The organism is Shewanella morhuae (assembly GCF_900156405.1).
Taxonomy (GTDB): domain Bacteria; phylum Pseudomonadota; class Gammaproteobacteria; order Enterobacterales; family Shewanellaceae; genus Shewanella; species Shewanella morhuae.
Genome location: NZ_FTNN01000001.1, coordinates 74,020 through 94,371, shown reverse-complemented (window position 1 = coordinate 94,371; position 20,352 = coordinate 74,020). Strand labels below are relative to the sequence as shown.

General features: G+C 44.9%; 17 protein-coding genes. 4 read left to right on the top strand and 13 right to left on the bottom strand.

Annotated features, from left to right (window positions below; genetic code table 11):
• Positions 1-394 precede the first annotated feature (394 nt).
• Together dnaJ and dnaK are read right to left on the bottom strand one after the other, a co-directional pair.
• The gene (dnaJ, locus tag BW947_RS00390; RefSeq protein WP_076496313.1) at positions 395-1,531 is read right to left on the bottom strand and encodes a molecular chaperone DnaJ; all 1,137 of its coding nucleotides are present in this window, start codon (positions 1,529-1,531) and stop codon (positions 395-397) included.
• A gap of 109 nt (positions 1,532-1,640) precedes the next feature.
• Entirely contained in the window at positions 1,641-3,560 is a 1,920-nt protein-coding gene (gene dnaK / locus BW947_RS00385) for a molecular chaperone DnaK (RefSeq protein ID WP_076496311.1), read from the bottom strand.
• A 289-nt stretch (positions 3,561-3,849) separates the two neighbouring features.
• Between dnaK and BW947_RS00380 the strand changes: the two genes are divergently transcribed.
• The 3 genes from BW947_RS00380 (at position 3,850) to BW947_RS00370 (ending at position 5,714) form a co-directional block, all read left to right on the top strand.
• Positions 3,850-4,770, top strand: coding sequence for a DMT family transporter (locus tag BW947_RS00380; protein WP_076496308.1), 921 nt, complete (start codon positions 3,850-3,852; stop codon positions 4,768-4,770).
• 26 nt (positions 4,771-4,796) lie between these two features.
• Positions 4,797-5,273 (top strand): Cys-tRNA(Pro) deacylase, encoded by a 477-nt coding sequence (gene ybaK, locus BW947_RS00375; protein WP_076496305.1) that lies wholly within the window; start codon positions 4,797-4,799, stop codon positions 5,271-5,273.
• Between the two features lie 138 nt (positions 5,274-5,411).
• Positions 5,412-5,714, top strand: coding sequence for a hypothetical protein (locus BW947_RS00370; protein WP_076496303.1), 303 nt, complete (start codon positions 5,412-5,414; stop codon positions 5,712-5,714).
• Positions 5,715-5,917: 203 nt separating this feature from the next.
• Here BW947_RS00370 and BW947_RS00365 read toward each other — a convergent pair whose 3' ends face one another.
• The 4 genes from BW947_RS00365 to BW947_RS00350 all read right to left on the bottom strand — a co-directional run bounded on the left by BW947_RS00365 (position 5,918) and on the right by BW947_RS00350 (position 12,634).
• The gene (locus BW947_RS00365; RefSeq protein WP_076496302.1) at positions 5,918-7,195 is read right to left on the bottom strand and encodes a glutamate-5-semialdehyde dehydrogenase; all 1,278 of its coding nucleotides are present in this window, start codon (positions 7,193-7,195) and stop codon (positions 5,918-5,920) included.
• A 12-nt stretch (positions 7,196-7,207) separates the two neighbouring features.
• Positions 7,208-8,326: a glutamate 5-kinase gene (gene proB / locus BW947_RS00360; protein ID WP_076496299.1), complete on the bottom strand. Its 1,119-nt coding sequence runs from the start codon at positions 8,324-8,326 to the stop codon at positions 7,208-7,210.
• Between the two features lie 245 nt (positions 8,327-8,571).
• A complete protein-coding gene (locus BW947_RS00355; protein ID WP_076496297.1) occupies positions 8,572-9,861 on the bottom strand; it encodes an NCS2 family permease in 1,290 nt (429 codons plus the stop codon).
• A gap of 1,234 nt (positions 9,862-11,095) precedes the next feature.
• On the bottom strand, positions 11,096-12,634 hold the full coding sequence (locus BW947_RS00350) for a M17 family metallopeptidase (RefSeq protein ID WP_076496294.1): 1,539 nt from the start codon (positions 12,632-12,634) through the stop codon (positions 11,096-11,098).
• 219 nt (positions 12,635-12,853) lie between these two features.
• On the opposite strand from BW947_RS00350, the gene BW947_RS00345 reads away from it, so the two are divergent.
• Positions 12,854-14,314, top strand: coding sequence for an aminoacyl-histidine dipeptidase (locus BW947_RS00345; RefSeq protein WP_076496291.1), 1,461 nt, complete (start codon positions 12,854-12,856; stop codon positions 14,312-14,314).
• 127 nt (positions 14,315-14,441) lie between these two features.
• On the opposite strand, the gene dinB is transcribed toward BW947_RS00345, so the two are convergent.
• The 7 genes from dinB to nqrE all read right to left on the bottom strand — a co-directional run bounded on the left by dinB (position 14,442) and on the right by nqrE (position 20,347).
• The gene (gene dinB / locus BW947_RS00340; protein WP_076496288.1) at positions 14,442-15,518 is read right to left on the bottom strand and encodes a DNA polymerase IV; all 1,077 of its coding nucleotides are present in this window, start codon (positions 15,516-15,518) and stop codon (positions 14,442-14,444) included.
• 289 nt (positions 15,519-15,807) lie between these two features.
• The gene (bfr, locus tag BW947_RS00335; protein WP_076496286.1) at positions 15,808-16,275 is read right to left on the bottom strand and encodes a bacterioferritin; all 468 of its coding nucleotides are present in this window, start codon (positions 16,273-16,275) and stop codon (positions 15,808-15,810) included.
• Positions 16,276-16,284: 9 nt separating this feature from the next.
• Positions 16,285-16,758: a bacterioferritin gene (bfr, locus tag BW947_RS00330; RefSeq protein WP_076496285.1), complete on the bottom strand. Its 474-nt coding sequence runs from the start codon at positions 16,756-16,758 to the stop codon at positions 16,285-16,287.
• A 292-nt stretch (positions 16,759-17,050) separates the two neighbouring features.
• Positions 17,051-17,275 carry a (Na+)-NQR maturation NqrM gene (nqrM, locus tag BW947_RS00325; RefSeq protein ID WP_006080474.1) on the bottom strand — a complete coding sequence of 75 codons (225 nt, stop codon included), beginning with the start codon at positions 17,273-17,275 and terminating at the stop codon, positions 17,051-17,053.
• 15 nt (positions 17,276-17,290) lie between these two features.
• Complete coding sequence (locus BW947_RS00320; protein WP_076496282.1) at positions 17,291-18,337, bottom strand: FAD:protein FMN transferase; 1,047 nt, start codon at positions 18,335-18,337, stop codon at positions 17,291-17,293.
• Positions 18,338-18,435: 98 nt separating this feature from the next.
• The gene (gene nqrF, locus BW947_RS00315; RefSeq protein ID WP_076496279.1) at positions 18,436-19,692 is read right to left on the bottom strand and encodes an NADH:ubiquinone reductase (Na(+)-transporting) subunit F; all 1,257 of its coding nucleotides are present in this window, start codon (positions 19,690-19,692) and stop codon (positions 18,436-18,438) included.
• 46 nt (positions 19,693-19,738) lie between these two features.
• Positions 19,739-20,347, bottom strand: a complete 609-nt coding sequence (nqrE, locus tag BW947_RS00310; RefSeq protein WP_011071351.1) for an NADH:ubiquinone reductase (Na(+)-transporting) subunit E — start codon at positions 20,345-20,347, stop codon at positions 19,739-19,741.
• Between the last annotated feature and the right edge of the window lie 5 nt (positions 20,348-20,352).

Sequence of the window (20,352 nt, the reverse complement as noted above, 5' to 3'; positions counted from 1 at the left end):
GATAATTTGGATCACCTGAAAAGGTGATACCACCACTGCCACCTGAGCCACCTACAAGAAAAGGATCGGACAGGCATAACTTTTTGCCTAAACTTCCTAGTTGCCACTAGGCGAATGAAATCGGCAACCTTACAGATTATCAAATATACGAAGGACTTAATAGGCGTTAAGCACTGTCATGGAAGTGACCGTTGGCGGCATGGATGCCGTCGTCGAGCCCTCAGGGACGAGTTAATGGCGAGTCACTGGAATGACAGTGCTTAATCGGTTACTGCGCACTACTCTCTGAAAATCTGAGTATTCAATCGAACATAAAAAAGCCCCGCGGTGTTAAACACTGCGGGGCTTTATTCATCTAGCGCTACTAACATAACAGCTGCGCCACTAGACCAAGTTAGCTATTCAAGTCTTGAAAAAACTTCTTCACGCCATCAAAAAAACCTTCAGCCTTTGGGCTGTGCTTTCTTGACTCACCCGTTAGGGTGGCTTCAAATTCGCGTAACAGTTCTTTTTGACGTTCGTTTAAGCTAACTGGCGTTTCCATGACCACTTTGCAGAGCAAGTCGCCAACAGCATGGCTACGAACCGATTTAACCCCTTTGCCACGTAAACGGAACATACGACCCGTTTGCGTTTCGGCTGGGATTTTAAGGCTCACTTTACCATCCAGTGTTGGTACTTCAATCTCACCGCCTAGGGCCGCTTTACTGAAAGATATCGGCACTTCGCAGTAGAGGTTGTTACCATCACGGACGAAAATCGCATGCTCACGCACACTGACCTGAACGTATAAATCCCCTGGAGGCGCACCAAACTCACCTGCTTCGCCTTCACCGGCTAAACGAATACGGTCACCCGTATCGACGCCAGCTGGGATTTTAACTGATAAGGTCTTGCTCTTTTCAACACGGCCATCGCCATGGCACTTGGTACAAGGATCTTTGATGATCTTGCCGCGACCATGACAGGTTGGACAAGCTTGTTGTACGGCAAAGAATCCTTGACGCATTTGTACTTGGCCTTGGCCATGACAGGTGCCACAAGTGGTTGCAGAGGTGCCTTTTTTAGCGCCGCTGCCGTCACACAGATCACAACTTGCCAGTGTGGGAATACGTAATTCTTTGGTGAAACCTTTAACCGCTTCTTCCAGTGATAATTCGAGGTTGTAACGTAAATCTGAGCCTCGGGCCGCTTGACGTTGACCGCCACCACGACGTCCACCGCCGAAAATATCGCCAAAGACATCACCGAAGATATCACCGAAATCGCCCTGTCCACCACCGTAACCACCGCCACCGCGATTAGGATCGACACCTGCATGACCAAACTGGTCATAAGCCGCTTTTTTGTCGGCGTCGGTTAGGATCTCGTAAGCTTCTTTAATTTCTTTAAAGCTAGCTTCTGCGGTTTTGTCACCTGGGTTGCGATCTGGGTGAAACTTCATGGCCAGACGTTTGTAGGCCTTTTTAATTTCACGTTCGCTGGTGTCACGACTGACACCTAATACTTCGTAATAATCTCGCTTTGACATAATCTCATGCTTCTGGCTTAAGTTGAACAAACGGGCGTTAGGGTTGCCCCGTAACGCCCGCCTAGAAATTAACTATTTGAAATCAATCGATTTGATTGAGAACAAATCATTATTTCTTGTCGTCTTTCACTTCTTCAAATTCAGCATCGACAACATCATCGGCAGCAGCGTTAGCCTGTTTGCCCGCGTCGGCATTGTCGCCGCCTTGAGCTTGAGACTTAGCTTGAGCAATTTCCATCAGCTTAGCAGACGCTTCGATTAAGTTTTGAGTTGCCTTTTCAATGGCTTCTTTGTCATTGCCTTTGATGGCAGTGTCAACAGCAGCCATAGCAGCTTCGATCTTCTCTTTATCTTCGCTTGGCAGTGCATCGCCCGCTTCTTCTACTTGTTTCTTAGTCCCGTGGACTAAGCCGTCAGCTTGGTTACGTGCTTGCACTAACTCTTCAAACTTTTTGTCTTCATCTGCGTGAGCTTCAGCATCACGTACCATTTGTGCCACTTCTTCTTCGCTTAAACCAGAAGAGGCTTTGATGGTGATGTTTTGTTTCTTGCCGGTTTTCTTGTCTGTCGCAGACACATGTAAAATACCGTCGGCGTCGATATCGAACATCACTTCAATTTGTGGCTGGCCGCGTGGTGCAGGCTCAATACCATCTAAATTAAACTGACCTAATGACTTGTTCGCGCTCGCTTGCTTACGCTCACCTTGCAGTACGTGAATTGTCACTGCACTTTGGTTGTCATCGGCTGTTGAGAACACTTGCTGCGCCTTAGTAGGAATAGTGGTGTTTTTCTCAATCAGCTTGGTCATTACGCTGCCCATGGTTTCAATACCCAAAGACAGTGGTGTTACGTCTAACAGTAATACGTCTTTCACTTCGCCCGACAGAACACCGGCTTGAATCGCAGCACCTACGGCAACGGCTTCGTCTGGGTTCACGTCTTTACGAGGTTCTTTACCGAAGAAGTTTGTTACTACTTCTTGAACCTTAGGCATACGTGTTTGACCACCCACAAGAATCACTTCGTTGATGTCTGATACTGATAAATCAGCGTCAGCCAAGGCAACTTTTAATGGCTCTAATGTGCGCATAATCATGTCTTCAACCAGTGCTTCTAACTTAGCACGAGTGATTTTAATCACTAAATGCTTAGGACCAGTTGCGTCTGCTGTAATGTATGGCAAGTTAACTTCTGTGTGATTTGTGCTTGAAAGCTCAATTTTCGCTTTCTCAGCCGCTTCTTTCAGACGTTGCATTGCCAAGGCATCTTTACGCAGATCAAGACCTTGTTCTTTCTTGAATTCATCAGCTAAGTAGTTGATCAAACGGTTGTCAAAGTCTTCACCACCTAAGTGGGTATCACCGTTAGTTGCCAATACTTCAAATGTTTGGTCACCATCGTTGCTATCGATTTCGATGATAGAGATATCGAACGTACCACCACCTAAGTCGTATACCGCAACAATGTTGTCGCCTTGCTTCTTATCGATACCGTAGGCTAATGCAGCTGCCGTTGGTTCGTTGATAATACGCTTAACATCAAGACCTGCGATGCGACCGGCATCTTTAGTAGCTTGACGTTGTGAATCGTTAAAGTAGGCAGGAACAGTAATAACTGCTTCTGTTACTTCTTCACCTAAAAAGTCTTCTGCTGTTTTCTTCATCTTTTTCAAGATTTCAGCAGACACTTGTGGTGGTGCCATTTTATTACCACGCGATTCAACCCATGCATCACCGTTGTCGGCTGCAATGATTTTGAATGGCATGATGTTCACGTCACGTTGAACTTCATCATCTTTAAAACGACGACCGATCAAACGCTTAATCGCGAAGAATGTGTTAGTTGGGTTAGTCACAGCCTGACGCTTTGCTGGCGAACCAACAATAATTTCATCGTCTGTATAAGCGATGATTGACGGTGTTGTGCGCTCGCCTTCAGCATTTTCAATAACACGTGCTTTGCCGCCATCGAGGACTGCAACACAAGAGTTTGTTGTGCCTAAATCGATACCAATAATTTTACCCATGAGGTCCTCCGGAAAATTTCATTCAATCTAAATTTGTTTAGTTGGTGTTGATATGAGGCTAGATGGTTTAAATATCAAGTCCATCACTAGCCACCTTCTCTGCCTTGATACCTATATTGGGACAGGGAATTTAATTACAAGGGTGAACAAAAAATTTTTCTAATTTTTCTTTCCCGTAGCAGTATCAAGATAAAACATTTATCAATACAAAATAGTCTTGCTTATCAGCCAAGGCTGTTATTCAATCAGCCCCCATTGAGCAGGTATTTATCCATGTAAGGTCATTAGAGTGAAGGCTTCAAATCTAGCGTATGTGTATGGTATGGCGGCGGTCTTTCTATGGTCTACGGTTGCCACAGCATTTAAGATTGCCTTAAGCTATTACAGCCCGTTGCAATTAGTCTTTGTGGCGGTACTCACCTCCATTGTTGCCCTTGGTGGTATTCTCGCCTGGCAACGTAAACTCTCTTTGCTGCAACAACAGTTTTTGCGCCGCCCCACTTTTTATTTAGTCACAGGGCTTATCAATCCCTTTCTTTACTATGTGGTGCTATTTAAGGCCTATGCCTTATTGCCCGCACAGCAAGCATTGTCACTTAATTACACTTGGGCGGTATTACTGCCGTTACTCGCCGCGCCTTTGTTAAAACAACATTTGCGTAAAAGTGACATAGCCGCAGCATTGATTGCCTACTCAGGGGTTTTTATTATTGCCACTGGTGGCGATATCAGCGGTTTTAGTTTTGATAGTCCGCTCGGCATTGGTCTTGCCCTCACAAGTACCTTGCTCTGGTGCTTATATTGGATCGTCAATACCAAAGATCAAGGGGATCCCGTAGTGAGTTTATTACTCAGTTTTCTCATCGGTTTACCTTTTATCGCAGTCACGTTAATGCTGACCGATGTGATACCGAGTTTTAGTGTTAAGGCAATATTCGCAGGTATGTATGTAGGATTGTTTGAGATGGGCATTACTTTTGTGCTGTGGTTAATGGCACTAAAAACGGCTATCCGCACAGCTAATATCAGCACTATGGTGTTTTTATCGCCAGTGATGTCAATTGGATTTATCGCGTGGATTTTGCAAGAAACCATAACCATGGCAACCTATCTCGGGCTCGCTTTTATTCTGTCGGGTATGGTGTTACAGCAACTTTTACCGCGTTATATTGACCGCAATAATAAGCTTGGCCCAAAGCTAGCCAAGTAAGTATCGATATTGTAAAGGAGTAGAAAATGACCCCTGCTGTTCGTCTGGTGAAAAAAAACCAGATCCCATTTGATATCCTTGAGTACAGCCACGACCCACATTGTGCAGCCTACGGCGAAGAAGCCGCCAACACATTAGGGCTAGAGCCGGCACAGGTATTTAAAACCCTGTTAGTTGCCACGGATAAAATGCACGCTCCGCTTGCGGTCGCTTTAGTGCCGGTTGATCATCAGCTCAATTTAAAAGCCGTAGCTAAATGCTTAGGACAAAAAAAGCTGCAAATGGCCGATGCAGAATTAGCGCAAAAATCCTCGGGTTATCTTGTGGGCGGTATTAGCCCGCTGGCACAAAAAAAACCACTACCCACCTTGATTGATGCTAGTGCGCAGAACTTTGATAGGATTTATGTGAGCGCCGGCCGCCGCGGTTTAGAAATTAGCTTAGCGGCTACAGATTTAGCCAAGCTGTGTAAGGGATCGTTTGCCGACATCAAGACGCTATAACCATCACTTAGCTATAATCTGCATCTAAATATAACAATTACCGCCATCACGATAGCCATGTAATATTTAAAACGTTTGAAAAACCGCTTACATCAAGCTATAAATTGTACAGAAGTCAACGAGACTAAGGATAGTCATATGGAAAAGTCAACGCAATGGATGCCAGAAAATGGCTTAAGCCGCCTCAGTTGGGTGGCGATGCTGCTCTGTATTGGCTTGTTTGTTTTCGAATATTTTTGGGGTAACGACTTCACTACTATGGTGGTGATGTTGTATTGCAGTTTTATGTTGCCAGCGGTATTACTCACCCGCAGCGTGCAAGAAAAATACTTTATTTATACCTTGGAATATATTGTTCCATTTCGTAAATTTACGGCACTAATGTCATTAATATTTTTGTGTATTTGGATCATCGCCACGAGTCTGCAGCTATTCCATTAAGCCTCTTGTTTATCATCGTTTTATTTTTAATACTTTTAACCCTTAGCTCCTTCATTGCAAACCTTCACACCACCCTTCACAAAATCTTTCACACCACGACATGCTGTTATAGCAATCGTATTAAGCAGAATCTATCGATTAATTCGCATAAAAAAGCCGTCGACGCAAGGCGTTAACGGCTGTTTGTTTCTAACAGAAAAACATTATATGCGGCTGGTGTAATCGCCCCATGCTAACCATTTATAAGTGGTTAATGCCTCAAGTCCCATTGGGCCACGGGCGTGGAGTTTTTGTGTGCTCACCGCAACCTCAGCGCCAAGACCAAACTGGCCGCCATCGGTAAAGCGCGTGCTAGCATTGACATACACAGCAGCTGAGTTCACTTCGTTCATAAAGTGCGCCGCGGCGTGAATGTCATCAGTCAAAATCGCTTCGGAATGGCCGCTAGAATAGTCGCGAATATGGCTAACAGCGGCGTCAATGTCACTGACCACTTTAATACCTAAGGTTAACGACAACCATTCGATACCAAAATCTTCGGATTTGGCAAGGGAAACATCAAAACCTAAGCCATCAAGCAATGTATAAGTTTGCTCACAGACTGAAAAACGCACACCTAAACTATGTAGATATTCGGCAATTTGCGGCACAAACGTGCTCGCTACCTGCTCATCCACCAGCAAGGTATCGAGCGCATTACACACGGTAGGACGCTGCACTTTAGCGTTAGCTATCACCGCGAGCGCGCGTTCAAGGTCGGCATTTTTATCGACATATAAATGGCAAATACCAATACCCCCTAAAATAACTGGTATTGTCGCCTGCTCGGCGCATAAACGCTGCAACGCTTGACCACCACGAGGCACTATCATATCGACATATTGGTCAAGCTTAAGTAAACCTGTCACTAAGGATCTATCTGGCGAGTCGATAAATTGCACCGCATCAATAGGTAAACCTTGGGCGACTACGGCGCTGCGGATCACATCGCTAATGAGTTTATTAGATTGCAGCGTTTCTTTGCCACCACGAAGAATGATGGCATTGCCAGTTTTGAGTGCCAGCACTGCAATATCAACGGTTACATTGGGCCGCGCTTCATAAATAACCCCGATAACCCCAAGCGGTACGCGGCGGCGAGTGAGCCTTAAACCGTTATCGAGTAATTGACTGCCGAACTCTTCGCCAACGGGGTCAGCAAGGCGAACAACATCAGCAATATCACTAATGATGCTCGCTAAACGCGCCTCGTCTAACAATAATCGATCAATCATCGCATAGGTTAGCCCATCCGCTTTAGCCGCAGCCACATCTTTAGCATTCGCGGCTAAAATCGCCAATGTATTCTGAGTTAACGCATCGGCGATGGCTTTGAGTAACTCAGCTTTTTGGATTGCAGTTAAGCTTGCTAAAGCATAACTTGCCTGTTTAGCATTAATACCAAGTTGCTGTATGTATTGCTCTTGCTGAATTTGACTCAAAACGGACCTCACTTATAGGACTACCATGTCGTTGCGGTGCACTATTGCATCACCATAATCGTAACCGAGTACTGACTCGATCTCGTCGGAATGTTTACCTGCGATTAAACCTAGGGCTTGAGCACAATAGCGTGTCATCCCTTTGGCTATTACCTTACCCTGTTGATCGACTAATTGCAGTGTTGCGCCGCGCTCAAATTGGCCTTTAACGCCTACGATACCTTTAGACAATAAGCTGCGGCCCTTATCAGTCACGGCTTTGACCGCGCCGGCATCGAGCACTAAAGAGCCTTGGGTCGCAGGGCCAGCTAAAATCCACTGTTTACGGCTTTCGAGCGGATTTTCGATGGCACTAAAATGCGTGCCAACCGATTCCTTGCTCACCACTTTTTTAATCACATCAGGGTGATGGCCAGAGGCGATCACCACTTCTATCCCCGCGCGGCGAGCAATATCGGCCGCTTCTAATTTCGTCGACATACCGCCAGTGCCTAAACCCGACACAGAACCGCCCGCCAGCATCCGTAGGCTATCGTCAATTTTGACTACCTGCGAAATCAATTTAGCATCGGGATTAGTGCGTGGGTCGGCATCAAATAAGCCTTTCTGATCCGTCAATAAAATCAATAAATCGGCATCACACAGCAGCGCGGCACGGGCCGATAGATTGTCGTTATCACCAACTTTGATTTCATTAGTAGCCACTGCATCGTTTTCATTGATGATTGGCACAATATTATTGGCTAACAAGGCATTAAGCGTGTCACGGGCATTCAGGTAACGTTCTCTATCCTGCAAATCAGCACGGGTCAGCAACAATTGGCCCACATGCAGCCCATAAATACTAAAGAGTTGTGACCAAGCGAGGATTAACTGACTTTGCCCGACAGCGGCTAATAACTGCTTATTGGCCATAGTGTCGGGCAGTATCGGGTATTGGAGATGCTCACGCCCTGCGGCAATGGCTCCTGAGGTGCATAATACGACTTCGACCCCTGACTTCATCAGCGCGGCCATTTGACGAGCAAGCTCAACCATGTGGGCTTTATCTAGCTGTTTACTGCCAGAGGTCAGCACACTCGTCCCTAATTTCACTACCACACGGCGGTACGCAATATCACTTAAGTTCATTATTCATTTGTTAAAAATAACCGAACAATCCTTATACCTAATCCGCTGGGTAATTGGTAGCAAGGAGTGGTTAACGAGAGATAAATTTTGCAGTTTGCTAGAAATTGCACATAAAAAAGGGTCATCTGTTGGATGACCCTCAAAAAATATTGTCTATTGTAGACAATATGCATACTGATTTTCGCTAGCAAAGCTGACTCATCGGACACTCGAATATGGCCTATGGTGCTTCACTATAAATACCGTTAGCTATAAATGAATTTAGCTAAAAACAGTGCTGCAATCACTAATATACCCACATTGAGGTCGCTAAAGCGGCCGGTCATTAACTTAATCGCCGCATAGGAAATCATCCCGAAGGCAATGCCCGTCGCGATAGAAAAGGTCAGCGGCATTAAAATACACACCACAACGACTGGGGCGGCTTCGGTTAAATCTTCCCATTCCACATGCATAAGCCCTGACATCATCAAAATAGCCACATAAAACAATGCACCCGCCGTGGCGTAAGCAGGGATCATGCCTGCCAATGGCGATACAAATAATGCGGCAATAAACAGTAATCCCACCACCACAGCGGTTAAACCAGTACGACCGCCTACACTGACGCCCGCGGTACTTTCTACATAACTGGTTGTCGTCGACGTTCCAAACGCTGCACCTACAATCGTTGCTAAACTGTCGGCAGTTAAAGCACGATTTAAACGTGGTAAGCGACCCTTATCGTCAAGAAAACCACCGCGCTGCGCAACGGCAACTAAGGTACCTGATGTATCAAATAAATCGACGAACAAGAAGGCGAATACGACCGATAACATACTAACTTCAAATACTTGAGATAAGTCCATCTTCATAAATGTTGGCATGATAGACGGTGGCATAGACACAATACCGTTATACTGCACATCGCCAAATATCAGCCCAAGGCCAGTGATAATCAGGATGCTTAACATCACCGCCGACTTCATCCCACGTTGCACTAACGCAATAATCAGGAAAAAACCTAACACCGCCATCACAGCCGGAAAGGCAGTAATATCGCCTAAAGTCACCAGTGTTGCGGGGCTTGCCACCACAATACCCGCACTCTTAAGGCCGATCAGCGCAAGGAACAAACCAATACCCGCGGCAATACCAATACGCAGCGACATAGGGATGCTATTTACAATCCACTCTCGAATTCGCACTAAGGATAAGATTAAAAAGCAAATTCCCGACAGGAATACTGCACCTAAGGCAGTTTCCCAGCTGTAACCCATCTCACCGACAACGGTATAAGTAAAAAAGGCGTTAAGCCCCATGCCAGGTGCAAGCGCGATAGGATAATTCGCCATCAAGCCCATCACTAAACAGCCAACAGCAGCAGCTAAACAAGTGGCAACAAACACAGCCCCATGGTCCATGCCCGCATCAGCTAACATCATGGGATTCACAAAAATGATGTAAGCCATGGTCATAAAGGTGGTCAAACCTGCGATAGCTTCCTGCTTGAGGCTCGTTTGATTTTGTTTAAGTTTGAACAATTTTTCTAACATGGAACTGGATGCCTTTTTATTTTAAGTAGGTAGGGTCACTACATATCACCATTTTTTAATATAGCGATATTCGTTGCAAGTATAGGGAGTTTAGGCTGGTCAGGCCAGAAAATTGGCAAGAGTCTAACAAAGGAAAACTATCTAAACACAAATATCAATACGGATAAGTAGTTAGATAGGATGAAAGCTAAATCCAAGACTAAATAGAATGATTCTGGTGCTCTCTGACTTACAGTGAAACACTTTTCCAACCTTTCTTTTTTCAAACTTTCTAATGCTAGATCTACTTTTATAAAAATTGATTAATGTAAAAAAAAGACAAAAAAAAGCCTGCTCAATGAGCAGGCAAAGACATATTTCAAGCGTCCCTTTCGGGGAAGTACATTACCGCGCTAACGGGAAAAACCTGGTATATTCATGCAAAAACACAAACATACTACTTGAGTCTAAACACGCCAAAAAGGCGATACAAGGGTTGATGGATGATGGAAACTCAAACTTTAAGGAGGGTTAAACCTTAAAGCTCATGGCGAACAAACCGCCACGCAAAACATCAGTGTTAAACCAAGTGTTCTGCCAATAAATATGTTTTGTGCCTGTATAAGACATAGTCAATGCTCCTCGTAAATGTGATTAAGTACTCTAGTAAAGCTTGGCTCGGTTCCTTGGAACTAGATTTTCTCAAATCCATTGAGACGACTTGTCACTCGGGTCCTTGGAGAAATTTATCCATCCTGGATAGACTAGAGGGAATAGGCTACTGCCTAATCCACGAGAGCAATTATATGGTTTTGTAGTTTTATTACAACCTTTATTTGTATTTTTTTTAATTAACGCCATTTAATGTAATTAAATTACACAATTATAATGAGGTTAATAGCGACCTACTTCACATAAAAATACAAATAAGACTGTAACCAACTAATAAATAAGATATTACAGGATTATTTCTGTTTGTTATTAGGATGTGTGATGTTAAGAGGTTGAATTTTGTTCGCTCTGACAAGCCCGTAATCACGAAACGAAGAGTGAAATATCGTTACTCTACCCAAATATGGGCGTCTCGTAATAAAGAGAAAGTAACAGCAAGACCTTGCCAAACGACCCTTTAAGGCAGCATTTGGCTGGCGTTATCGCCCGCTGATGTAGAAAAACGACATCAACGGGTTTGTCTTGCATCAAAGAATTAAATCACTACAAAAAATAATCCTGAAACGCCAATACGCCCTACTCGTTAGCGATTGACCAAATATTGATACAAGCCCACTAGCGGGCTAGCCGTAGGTTTACCATAGAGTGGATCGCCTTCTGTTGCACTGCCTGCGATATCTAAGTGCATATAAGCTAATGGAATAGGTGCGGTTACACCATGGTCAAATAGCCCTGATGCTTTCAGTAAAAATGCCGCAGGATATTGATGCCCACGCGCAGTAATCGATGAAGGCGCATTATTTGACGACAACATTTCAGCGGCGCCAGATACATCGCGGATTTTAGCGAAGTCTTCGGGGCGCAGCGTCGACACTTCAAAGGGTTCGCCCCATTGAGTGGCCTGCTGTTGTAAAGTGACAGCGCATTGCTGCGAACTCGCCACTGAGTTTTCCACCGCCGCAGGATAACTGCCATAACAACGCACCACGTGCCCTGTCAGTGTTGCGACCGAAAACATTTCAGGCTTCACCGCCGACACGGCTTTGATGCGTAAATGGCTCAGTAAATCCGCCAGCACTAAGCGCCCTTCGGCGTCCGTATTACCAATCCGCACTCGCACACCCGCATGACTGGTGATGATTTCGTCAGTCACAAAAGCTTCGCTGCCGATACTGTTACGCACTAAACCTAACTCGGCAATCACGCGAATGCCCTTAGGCTTGAGCATTGATAGAGTTTTGAATAGCCCCGCCACAGCTGAAGCGCCACCCTTATCGCGGCTCATACCCGCCATAGCACCGCCAACTTTGAGATCGGCGCCGCCAGTATCATAAATAACGCCCTTACCCGCAAACAGGAAAGTACGAGTCACTTCACCCTCGGGTAGATATTCTAATTTCACTACGCGGGGTTGATGACGACCGACAGCAAAAGAAGAACGCGCCACGGCACTTAATAATGGATAGTCACGCTCTAAAATATCTCGGTCTTCCACTACCGCAGTTTTGATCACGCTGCCCGCTAAGGATTGCAGACAATAATCGGCAAAGGCTTTAGCCGACATGCGCTCAGGTTCAGTACCACATAAATCTCGCGCTAATACGCGGCCCGCTTCTAACGCATTGAGTAAATTGCTGTTGTGGGTTGATAAGGATAATAATCCTATCGCCTCAAATGCAGGTGTTAAACGTGTCGCTTCACGCAGCTCTAAGGTTTGCCACAGTTCTTGACCGCAGGCTAACGCCGCGACTTCAGCGGCAAAACCAAAACGCGAGTCCTTCGATGGCACCACATATAATAACGGACGTTTGGCGCCGGCCTCTTTTGCAATGGTAATCGCCGCCCTTGCGGCATCGGCATACACACGCACATCGACATACTCGTCGTTCACTTGGGTAACAGGCGCGATGATCAAACGACCTCCCGCAAGCCCTGGCGCAAACAGTAATGTTGGGCTCTTACCGACACGCTTATCGACATGGGCACCGTGCTGAGCCAATAAACCTATCTCATCAAAAATGATGGAGTCCAGATCTGGCGTTATCACCACGACAGCATCCCAGCCTTCACCATCAAAAATAGCATTTTCTGCTTTTACATCAACGAAGTTAACTTGAAACATGACCCATCCTTTTTCATTATTGTGCCTACATTATTCCCGCTCTATCACCTAATTACCAATCTAAAAGTGATGTCTACACTCACAGAAAAAACCGAACTGGAAACTTTGGCTGCCAGCTCAGCAAAAGCCTATGGCACTGAGATTAATTGGCTGCACAGAATGTGTTAGAATGGCCGCAAATTTGCCCTATACCCACAAGACCTTATGAGGGACACTCAAGTGACAGCATTAAGTCAGTTATACCCACAGCCATTATGGCAATGGTTTGAACAAATTTGTGCCATTCCACACCCATCCAAGCATGAGCAAGCCTTAAGCCAGCACATACAAGCCTGGGCTAAAAGCAAACAACTTGCCGTAGTCGAAGACGCTGTTGGTAATTTGATCATCCGTAAACCGGCTACGCCCGGAATGGAAGATCGTAAAATAGTGGTCATTCAAGCCCATATCGATATGGTGCCGCAGAAAAACGCCGACAAAGTACACGATTTTACTAAAGACCCTATCGAAGCTTATGTCGATGGCGATTGGGTTAAAGCCAAAGGTACTACATTAGGTTCTGATAACGGTATCGGCATGGCATCAGCTTTAGCCATTTTAGGCTCTGATGATATCAAGCATGGTCCATTAGAAGTGCTGCTGACGATAGATGAAGAAGCGGGCATGACTGGCGCCTTCGGTTTACAGGCGGGTATGTTAGACGCTGAGATTTTGATCAATACCGACTCAGAGCAAGAAGGTGAGATTTACATGGGCTGCGCCGGTGGCGTTGACGCACAAATCACCCTGCCTATGGTGTGGCAAGCGTCTGAGCAAAGTTACTCAGCCTTTAGCCTGCATATATCAGGCTTAAAAGGTGGCCACTCAGGGGTGAACATTCACTTAGGTCGTGGCAACGCCAACAAGTTATTGGCGCGTTTCCTCTTTGAAAACGCCGATGATTTAGCCTTAGAACTGACCCAATTTAGCGGTGGTTCGCTACGCAATGCCATCCCACGCGAAGCTAACATCAGCTTTATGTTGCCTGAAGAAAACCTCAGTGCTTTACATGAGAAAGTCGCTGAGTTTGAGGCCCTGATCCGCACCGAACTCGCCATTGCCGACCCTGATATACGTTTAGTGCTAAACACTATCCCTACGCCAAAACGGGTGATGAGCGAAAACAGCCAAAATACCTTAATTGACTTGCTGCATGTGTGCCCAAATGGCGTGATCCGTATGAGCGATGAAGTCGAAGGAGTCACTGAAACCTCACTCAACATTGGCGTTATCAGCACTGACGATGAACAAGTCACTGTCTTGTGTCTTATTCGCTCACTGATTGATTCTGGCCGCAGCCAAGTTGAAGGCATGTTAACTGCGTTGACTAACTTAGCCGGAGCCGATATTGATTTAAGCGGCGCCTATCCTGGTTGGAAGCCAGATAACAGCTCGCCTGTAATGGCGATAGTGCGCGAAACCTATCAAGATATTTACCACAAAGAACCGGTGATCATGGTTATCCATGCAGGTCTTGAGTGTGGTCTATTCAAGAAACCTTACCCAGAGATGGATATGGTCTCGATTGGCCCCACGATCCGTTATCCACACGGGCCAGACGAGATGGTGAACATCACCACAGTTGGCCAATACTGGACCTTGTTACTGGCTGTACTCGAGCGCATTCCCGTTAAGGCTTAAGCCTTCAACGAAGCTCGCTTACTCTGTGCGCTTTTAATATAAAGCCGCATCTGCTTAATGCCGATGCGGCTTATTTTTAGCACTACTCAAAATGAGGAATTATTGGCTTAAAAACCTAATAAAGTCGCTAAAGCGCTAAATCTAGCTGTGTTTGGGCATAGATAGTTGCGGGAACGACAAGGGTAGAATCAGCGAGCCCAACCGAAATACCCAGTAACCGAATGCCCCGTCCCTCCTGCCTTACCATTGCCTGTGCAAGTAGCTCATAAAACATCTCAATTGAGACCTCATCACTGCGATGTTCAATAGTAGTCTGCTTAAAATCATTAAATTTGAGTTTTACCACTTGCTTACATATTTGTCTGTTTTTAGCGCTGCGATTTAAGCGCTGCAGCAACTCTTGGATTAATGCTGGTATAACTTGCTGGCATTGCTCTAAATGATAGATATCTTTTGCCAGAGTGGTTTCTACACCGACTGATTTACGCTCCCTATTTGCAGAAATACCACGCTCATCTATACCGTGAGAACGCTCAATCAATACACTGCCAAATTTGCCAAATCGCGCCACAAGCTCAGTTTTAGAATAGGCTTGTACATCACTGCAGGTATGGAGCCCTAACAAGGCTAACTTTTCAGCGGTAACTTTACCTACACCGGGAATTTTTCGTAAGGATAAGGTTTTAACGAACTCAGGCACAGTATCTGGCGTGATCACATATTGACCATTGGGTTTATTCAAATCCGATGCAATCTTTGCAAGAAACTTAATCGGCGCTATACCTGCAGAGGCCGTTAACCCCGTTTCGATTAAAATATCACGGCGAATAGCTTGGGCTATCAAGGTAGCAGAACCTTTATATTGCTGGCACTCACTCACATCCAAATAGGCTTCATCGAGTGAAAGCGGTTCAATCAACGGCGTATAACGGGAAAATATTTCACGGATCTGCAACGATACTTCTTTGTAAACCTGCATACGACCAGGTACCAGAATAAGTTCAGGGCACAATTTAAAAGCATAAGCTGTGGCCATCGCTGAACGCACACCAAATTTACGCGCCTCATAGCTACAGGTGCTGATAACGCCGCGGCGATCGCTACTACCGCCCACCGCTAACGGTTTGCCAAGATACTCAGGAAAGTCACGCATTTCCACTGCGGCAAAATAGCAGTCCATATCGATGTGAATAATTTTTTGCACGTTGAATCCTCCAACGCCAAAATACTGTATATAAAAACAGTTATCAAGCATTGTGATGTACACCGCACAACTTTTATGGCGGATAAACACGCCAGAGAGCTATTTGGGTCTATTAAACTTGGAATGCTGGATTTGAGTTTAAGGAAAGGCTACTAGGGTGTTATTAGTCTGGCGCTGGTAGTGTAAGGGCGATAGAAAAGTTGCAAGGTGTGAATCGCGGGCTTGTCGTGTAGGAGGGTAGTCTAGATAAATCCCAGCGCTAAGTGTTTTTTGGCGCTGGGATTATAAATTACATCTTAGTTTGTAAATAATTTTGCAACCCGATACGGTCAATTAACCCGAGTTGTTTTTCAAGCCAATACATATGATCCGCTTCTGTATCGTCGAGTAACACTTCGAGAATTTCGCGGGTCTGGTAATCTTGCTTTTGCTCACACAGTGCAATCACTTGGCGTAAATCATCTGCAACCTTGTACTCGTAGGCGAGATCGTTACGCAGCATTTCTGTCACATCTTTACCGATGTTTAATGCCTCACGGGCGGCAACATCAGGTGTACCTTCAAGGAACAAAATACGCTGCACTAACTTAGCAGCATGGGCTTTTTCATCATCTGACTCATGGGCAATACGCTCATAAAGCTCATTGAATCCCCAATCTTCGTACATATGGGCATGGACAAAATATTGATCCATTGCCGAGAGTTCTCCCGTTAGGAGTCGATTTAACGCATCGATAACGTCTTTATCGCCTTTCATATCCTGCTCCTATTGGTCGCTAATTTGCGATTGTAGATAATTTTGAATACCAGTTAAGCTAATGAGCTCTTGTTGCGATTCAAGCCAATCTAAGTGCTCTTCTTCGTCTTCAAGAATTTCTTCCAGCATATCGCGGCTCACGTAGTCTTGCTCTGCCTCACATAAGCTAATCGCACTGCGCAGTATGATGAGTTGCTCTTGCACCATGGCCGCATCACAGCCGAGTATTTCTTCGCTGTGCTCACCAATGCGCAGCTTTTCAAGTTGCTGTAGATTAGGTAATCCTTCTAAAAACAATACTCGCTCAATGAGCTTATCGGCATGTTTCATGTCTTGAATGGATTTTTTGTATTCAACGTGATTTAACTTCTCAAAGCCCCAATGTTTAAACATACGGGCATGGAGGAAATATTGATTGATGGCAGTCAACTCACAGGTAAGCACCCCATTCAGTTGTCCAATCACTTTAGGATGACCTTTCATAAGTTACTATCCTTGGTAAACGAGAAAAGATTGATCTATATCAAACGACTAGCCTAGTACAATTTAGCCAATAACTCAAATTATCTTTATATTTCACCCACTTAATGATAAAAACCGTTCTCATTCACACTTAGATTTACAAGCCGTATCACTCATATCATAAGGATAAATCTCAAACGGTTAGGGCATATAGATAAATTTGAGGAAAAAAAAAGCCTCCAAAACGGGAGGCTGTTTTTTTACCTGACTCGAGATAAACTTTGCGTCTCTACAGGTTATTTAGTGAATACAATTAAATAATACGATCTTTTGTTAACTTCTCACGACGCGCTTCTTCAGCGGCCATACGACGTTTACGTTTGTCACAAGGGTCATCACAATCACACGCTTTCTCAATCCCTAGAACACCCAAACCGCCACAACTTCCTTCAACGGCCTTGCGCTTGATGAGATAACCTATCGACATGAGCAAAAAGAATAATAACAAAATCACAAATGCCGCGATAAAAGAGGTCATGGTTTACTCCAAAAACTAAATAAGGAAAGGCTTAAAGGCGTCGCTGTAATAGACCTTAAATCCGTCGCCTTGCTTTTCAATTAGCATTATCGCCAAGTGTTGCTGCTTGGCAAGCTCCAATGATGCTTCTGTCCCTAAAACCATCATCGCCGTCGCAAAACCGTCAGCAGTCATGCAATTTTGATGCAATATTGTTACGGATGCGAGCTTATGATTAATCGGCATGCCTGTACGCGGATCGATTATATGCGTAAAGCGCTGACCGTCTTCCTCATAATAATTACGATAGTCGCCTGATGTTGCCATTGCCATAGTACCCGGGGCGATAACTTGTTGTATCGCTTCAGCACCATCGTCAGTCGGTTGCTCTATCGCAACGCGCCAAGCACTGCCATCGGCTTTAGTGCCTTTGATACTCAGCTCACCACCTATTTCAACCAAATAGCCTGTAGCATGGTATTGTTCAAGAATAGCAGCAACCTTATCAACCCCAAAGCCCTTCGCAATGGATGATAAATCCACATACAAATGCGCGTTATGTTTAGTTAGACGATTACCCTCAATGGAAAGTTCATTAATACCCGTTTTTGCTTTAGCGGCATCAATATCCGCTTGCGTTGGCACTTTTGTCGGGCGTTTATCTGGACCAAAGCCCCACAAATTAACTAAAGGACCTAAGGTAATATCCAGCGCTTTGTCCGTCACTTGATATAAACGGATCCCTTCTTCGACGACTTTAATTGTATCGGGCGACACTTCAACGCTCTGCTCCAATGGCAATTGGTTGAAACGAGATAATTCTGAATCTGGTCGGTATGTCGACATCTGATCATTAACGCGCTCAAGGGCTAAATCAATTTCCTCTTGGAGTAACTGCGCCGTTGGCATCTGCTCGTTCGGTAACACTTTAATATGATATGTGGTACCCATGGTGCTACCAGACAACGATATCATCTCGTTCTGTTTAGCACAGGCTGAAACAAAAAAGGCCAGCCCGAGAAGGACCAGCCAATTTACTGAATGCTTTAATGCTGAATTATTGATTTTTAAGGTCTGAAACATAATGACCTACCACTCTTATTTGTGCCCTTAAACGCAAAAGTTGCAGATGAAAGGATATCCTCAGCATCTGCAACTCTTCTATCTAGGACTAATGAACATTAGCCGCCGAAGTCATCCAACAAGATGTTTTCGTCTTCGACACCAAGATTTTTCAACATACCAATTACGGCAGCGTTCATCATTGGAGGTCCACACATGTAGAACTCACAATCTTCTGGTGCATCATGGTTTTTCAAATAGTTTTCATACAAAACATTATGAATAAAACCTGTGTAACCATCCCAGTTATCCTCTGGTTGAGGATCTGAAAGTGCCACATGCCATACGAAGTTATCATTCTCAGCCGCGAGGCCATCAAAGTCTTCTACGTAGAACATTTCACGCTTAGAGCGTGCGCCGTACCAGAAGCTAATCTTACGTTTAGAATGCAGACGCTTCAGTTGGTCGAAGATATGTGAACGCATTGGCGCCATACCTGCACCACCACCAATAAATACCATTTCAGCATCGGTATCCTTCGCGAAGAATTCACCAAATGGGCCTGATATAGTGACTTTATCACCGGCTTTTAAGCTCCAAATGTAAGATGACATTTTGCCGCAAGGCAAGGTCAAGTTACGTGGTGGAGGCGTAGCAATACGCACGTTCAGCATAATAATACCGAACTCTTCTGGGTAGTTAGCCATCGAGTATGCACGAATCGTTTCTTCATCAACCTTAGACTCAAGATTGAAGAAACCAAAGTGTTCCCAGTCGCCACGATACTGTGCAGGTACATCAAAATCTGCATATTTAATGTGGTGAGCAGGTGCTTCGATTTGAATATAACCGCCAGCACGGAATGGTACAGACTCGCCATCAGGAATTTGTAGCTTCAGCTCTTTAATGAAAGTGGCTTTATTATCGTTAGAGATAACTTCACATTCCCATTTCTTGATACCAAAGATTTCTTCGTCAAGCTCGATTTCCATATCGTTCTTAACGTTAACCTGACAAGAAAGACGACAACCTTTACGGGCATCACCTTTGCTGATGTGGTCAAGTTCAGTTGGCAGAATATCGCCGCCGCCAGACTTAATCACTACGCGACATTGGCCACATGAGCCACCGCCGCCACACGCGCTCGATACGAAGATGCCGCTGTTAGCCAAAACACCTAACAACTTACCACCCGCACCAGTTGTAATTACTTTTTCAGGATCGTCATTGATGCCGATCTTGATGTCACCACTAGCCACTAACTTAGATTTAGCGAATAAAATCACTAACACCAAGACGAGGACGATAGCAGTAAACATACCCACACCGAGGTAAACCTCAAGCGGAGTTGATTTAAAAATACCAAGAATATCCATTAACTTATCCTTAGAAGGTCCAATTCAAGAAGCCGTTATGCATCTCTTACAGAGACACACCAGAAAACGACATGAAACCTAAGGCCATTAAACCTGCAGTAATAAAGGTAATACCTAAACCACGCAGACCGTTAGGCACGTCGGCATACTTCAGCTTCTCACGGATACCGGCCATCAATACGATAGCTAATGCCCAACCCACTCCTGAGCCGAAACCAAACACCAAACTTTCGCCTAACTTGTAGTCACGCTCAACCATGAATGATACCGCACCGAAAATCGCGCAGTTCACTGTGATCAAAGGTAAGAAAATACCCAATGCGTTGTACAAAGGTGGAAAGTACTTGTCCAGTGCCATTTCTAGAATTTGAACCAAAGCCGCAATCACACCGATAAAGGTAATGAATTTCAAGAAACTTAAGTCAGCTTCAGGTGCGCCAGCCCAAGCAAGTGCACCAGGAGCTAGTAGCCCTTGATAGATAACTTGGTTTGCTGGGACAGAGATAGTTAACACTACAACTACCGCAATCCCTAGGCCCATAGCAGTGGTTACTTTCTTAGACACAGCCAAGAAAGTACACATACCTAGGAAGAAGGCCAGTGCCATGTTTTCAATGAAAACAGAGCGAATTAACAGGCTAATATAATGTTCCATCGCGC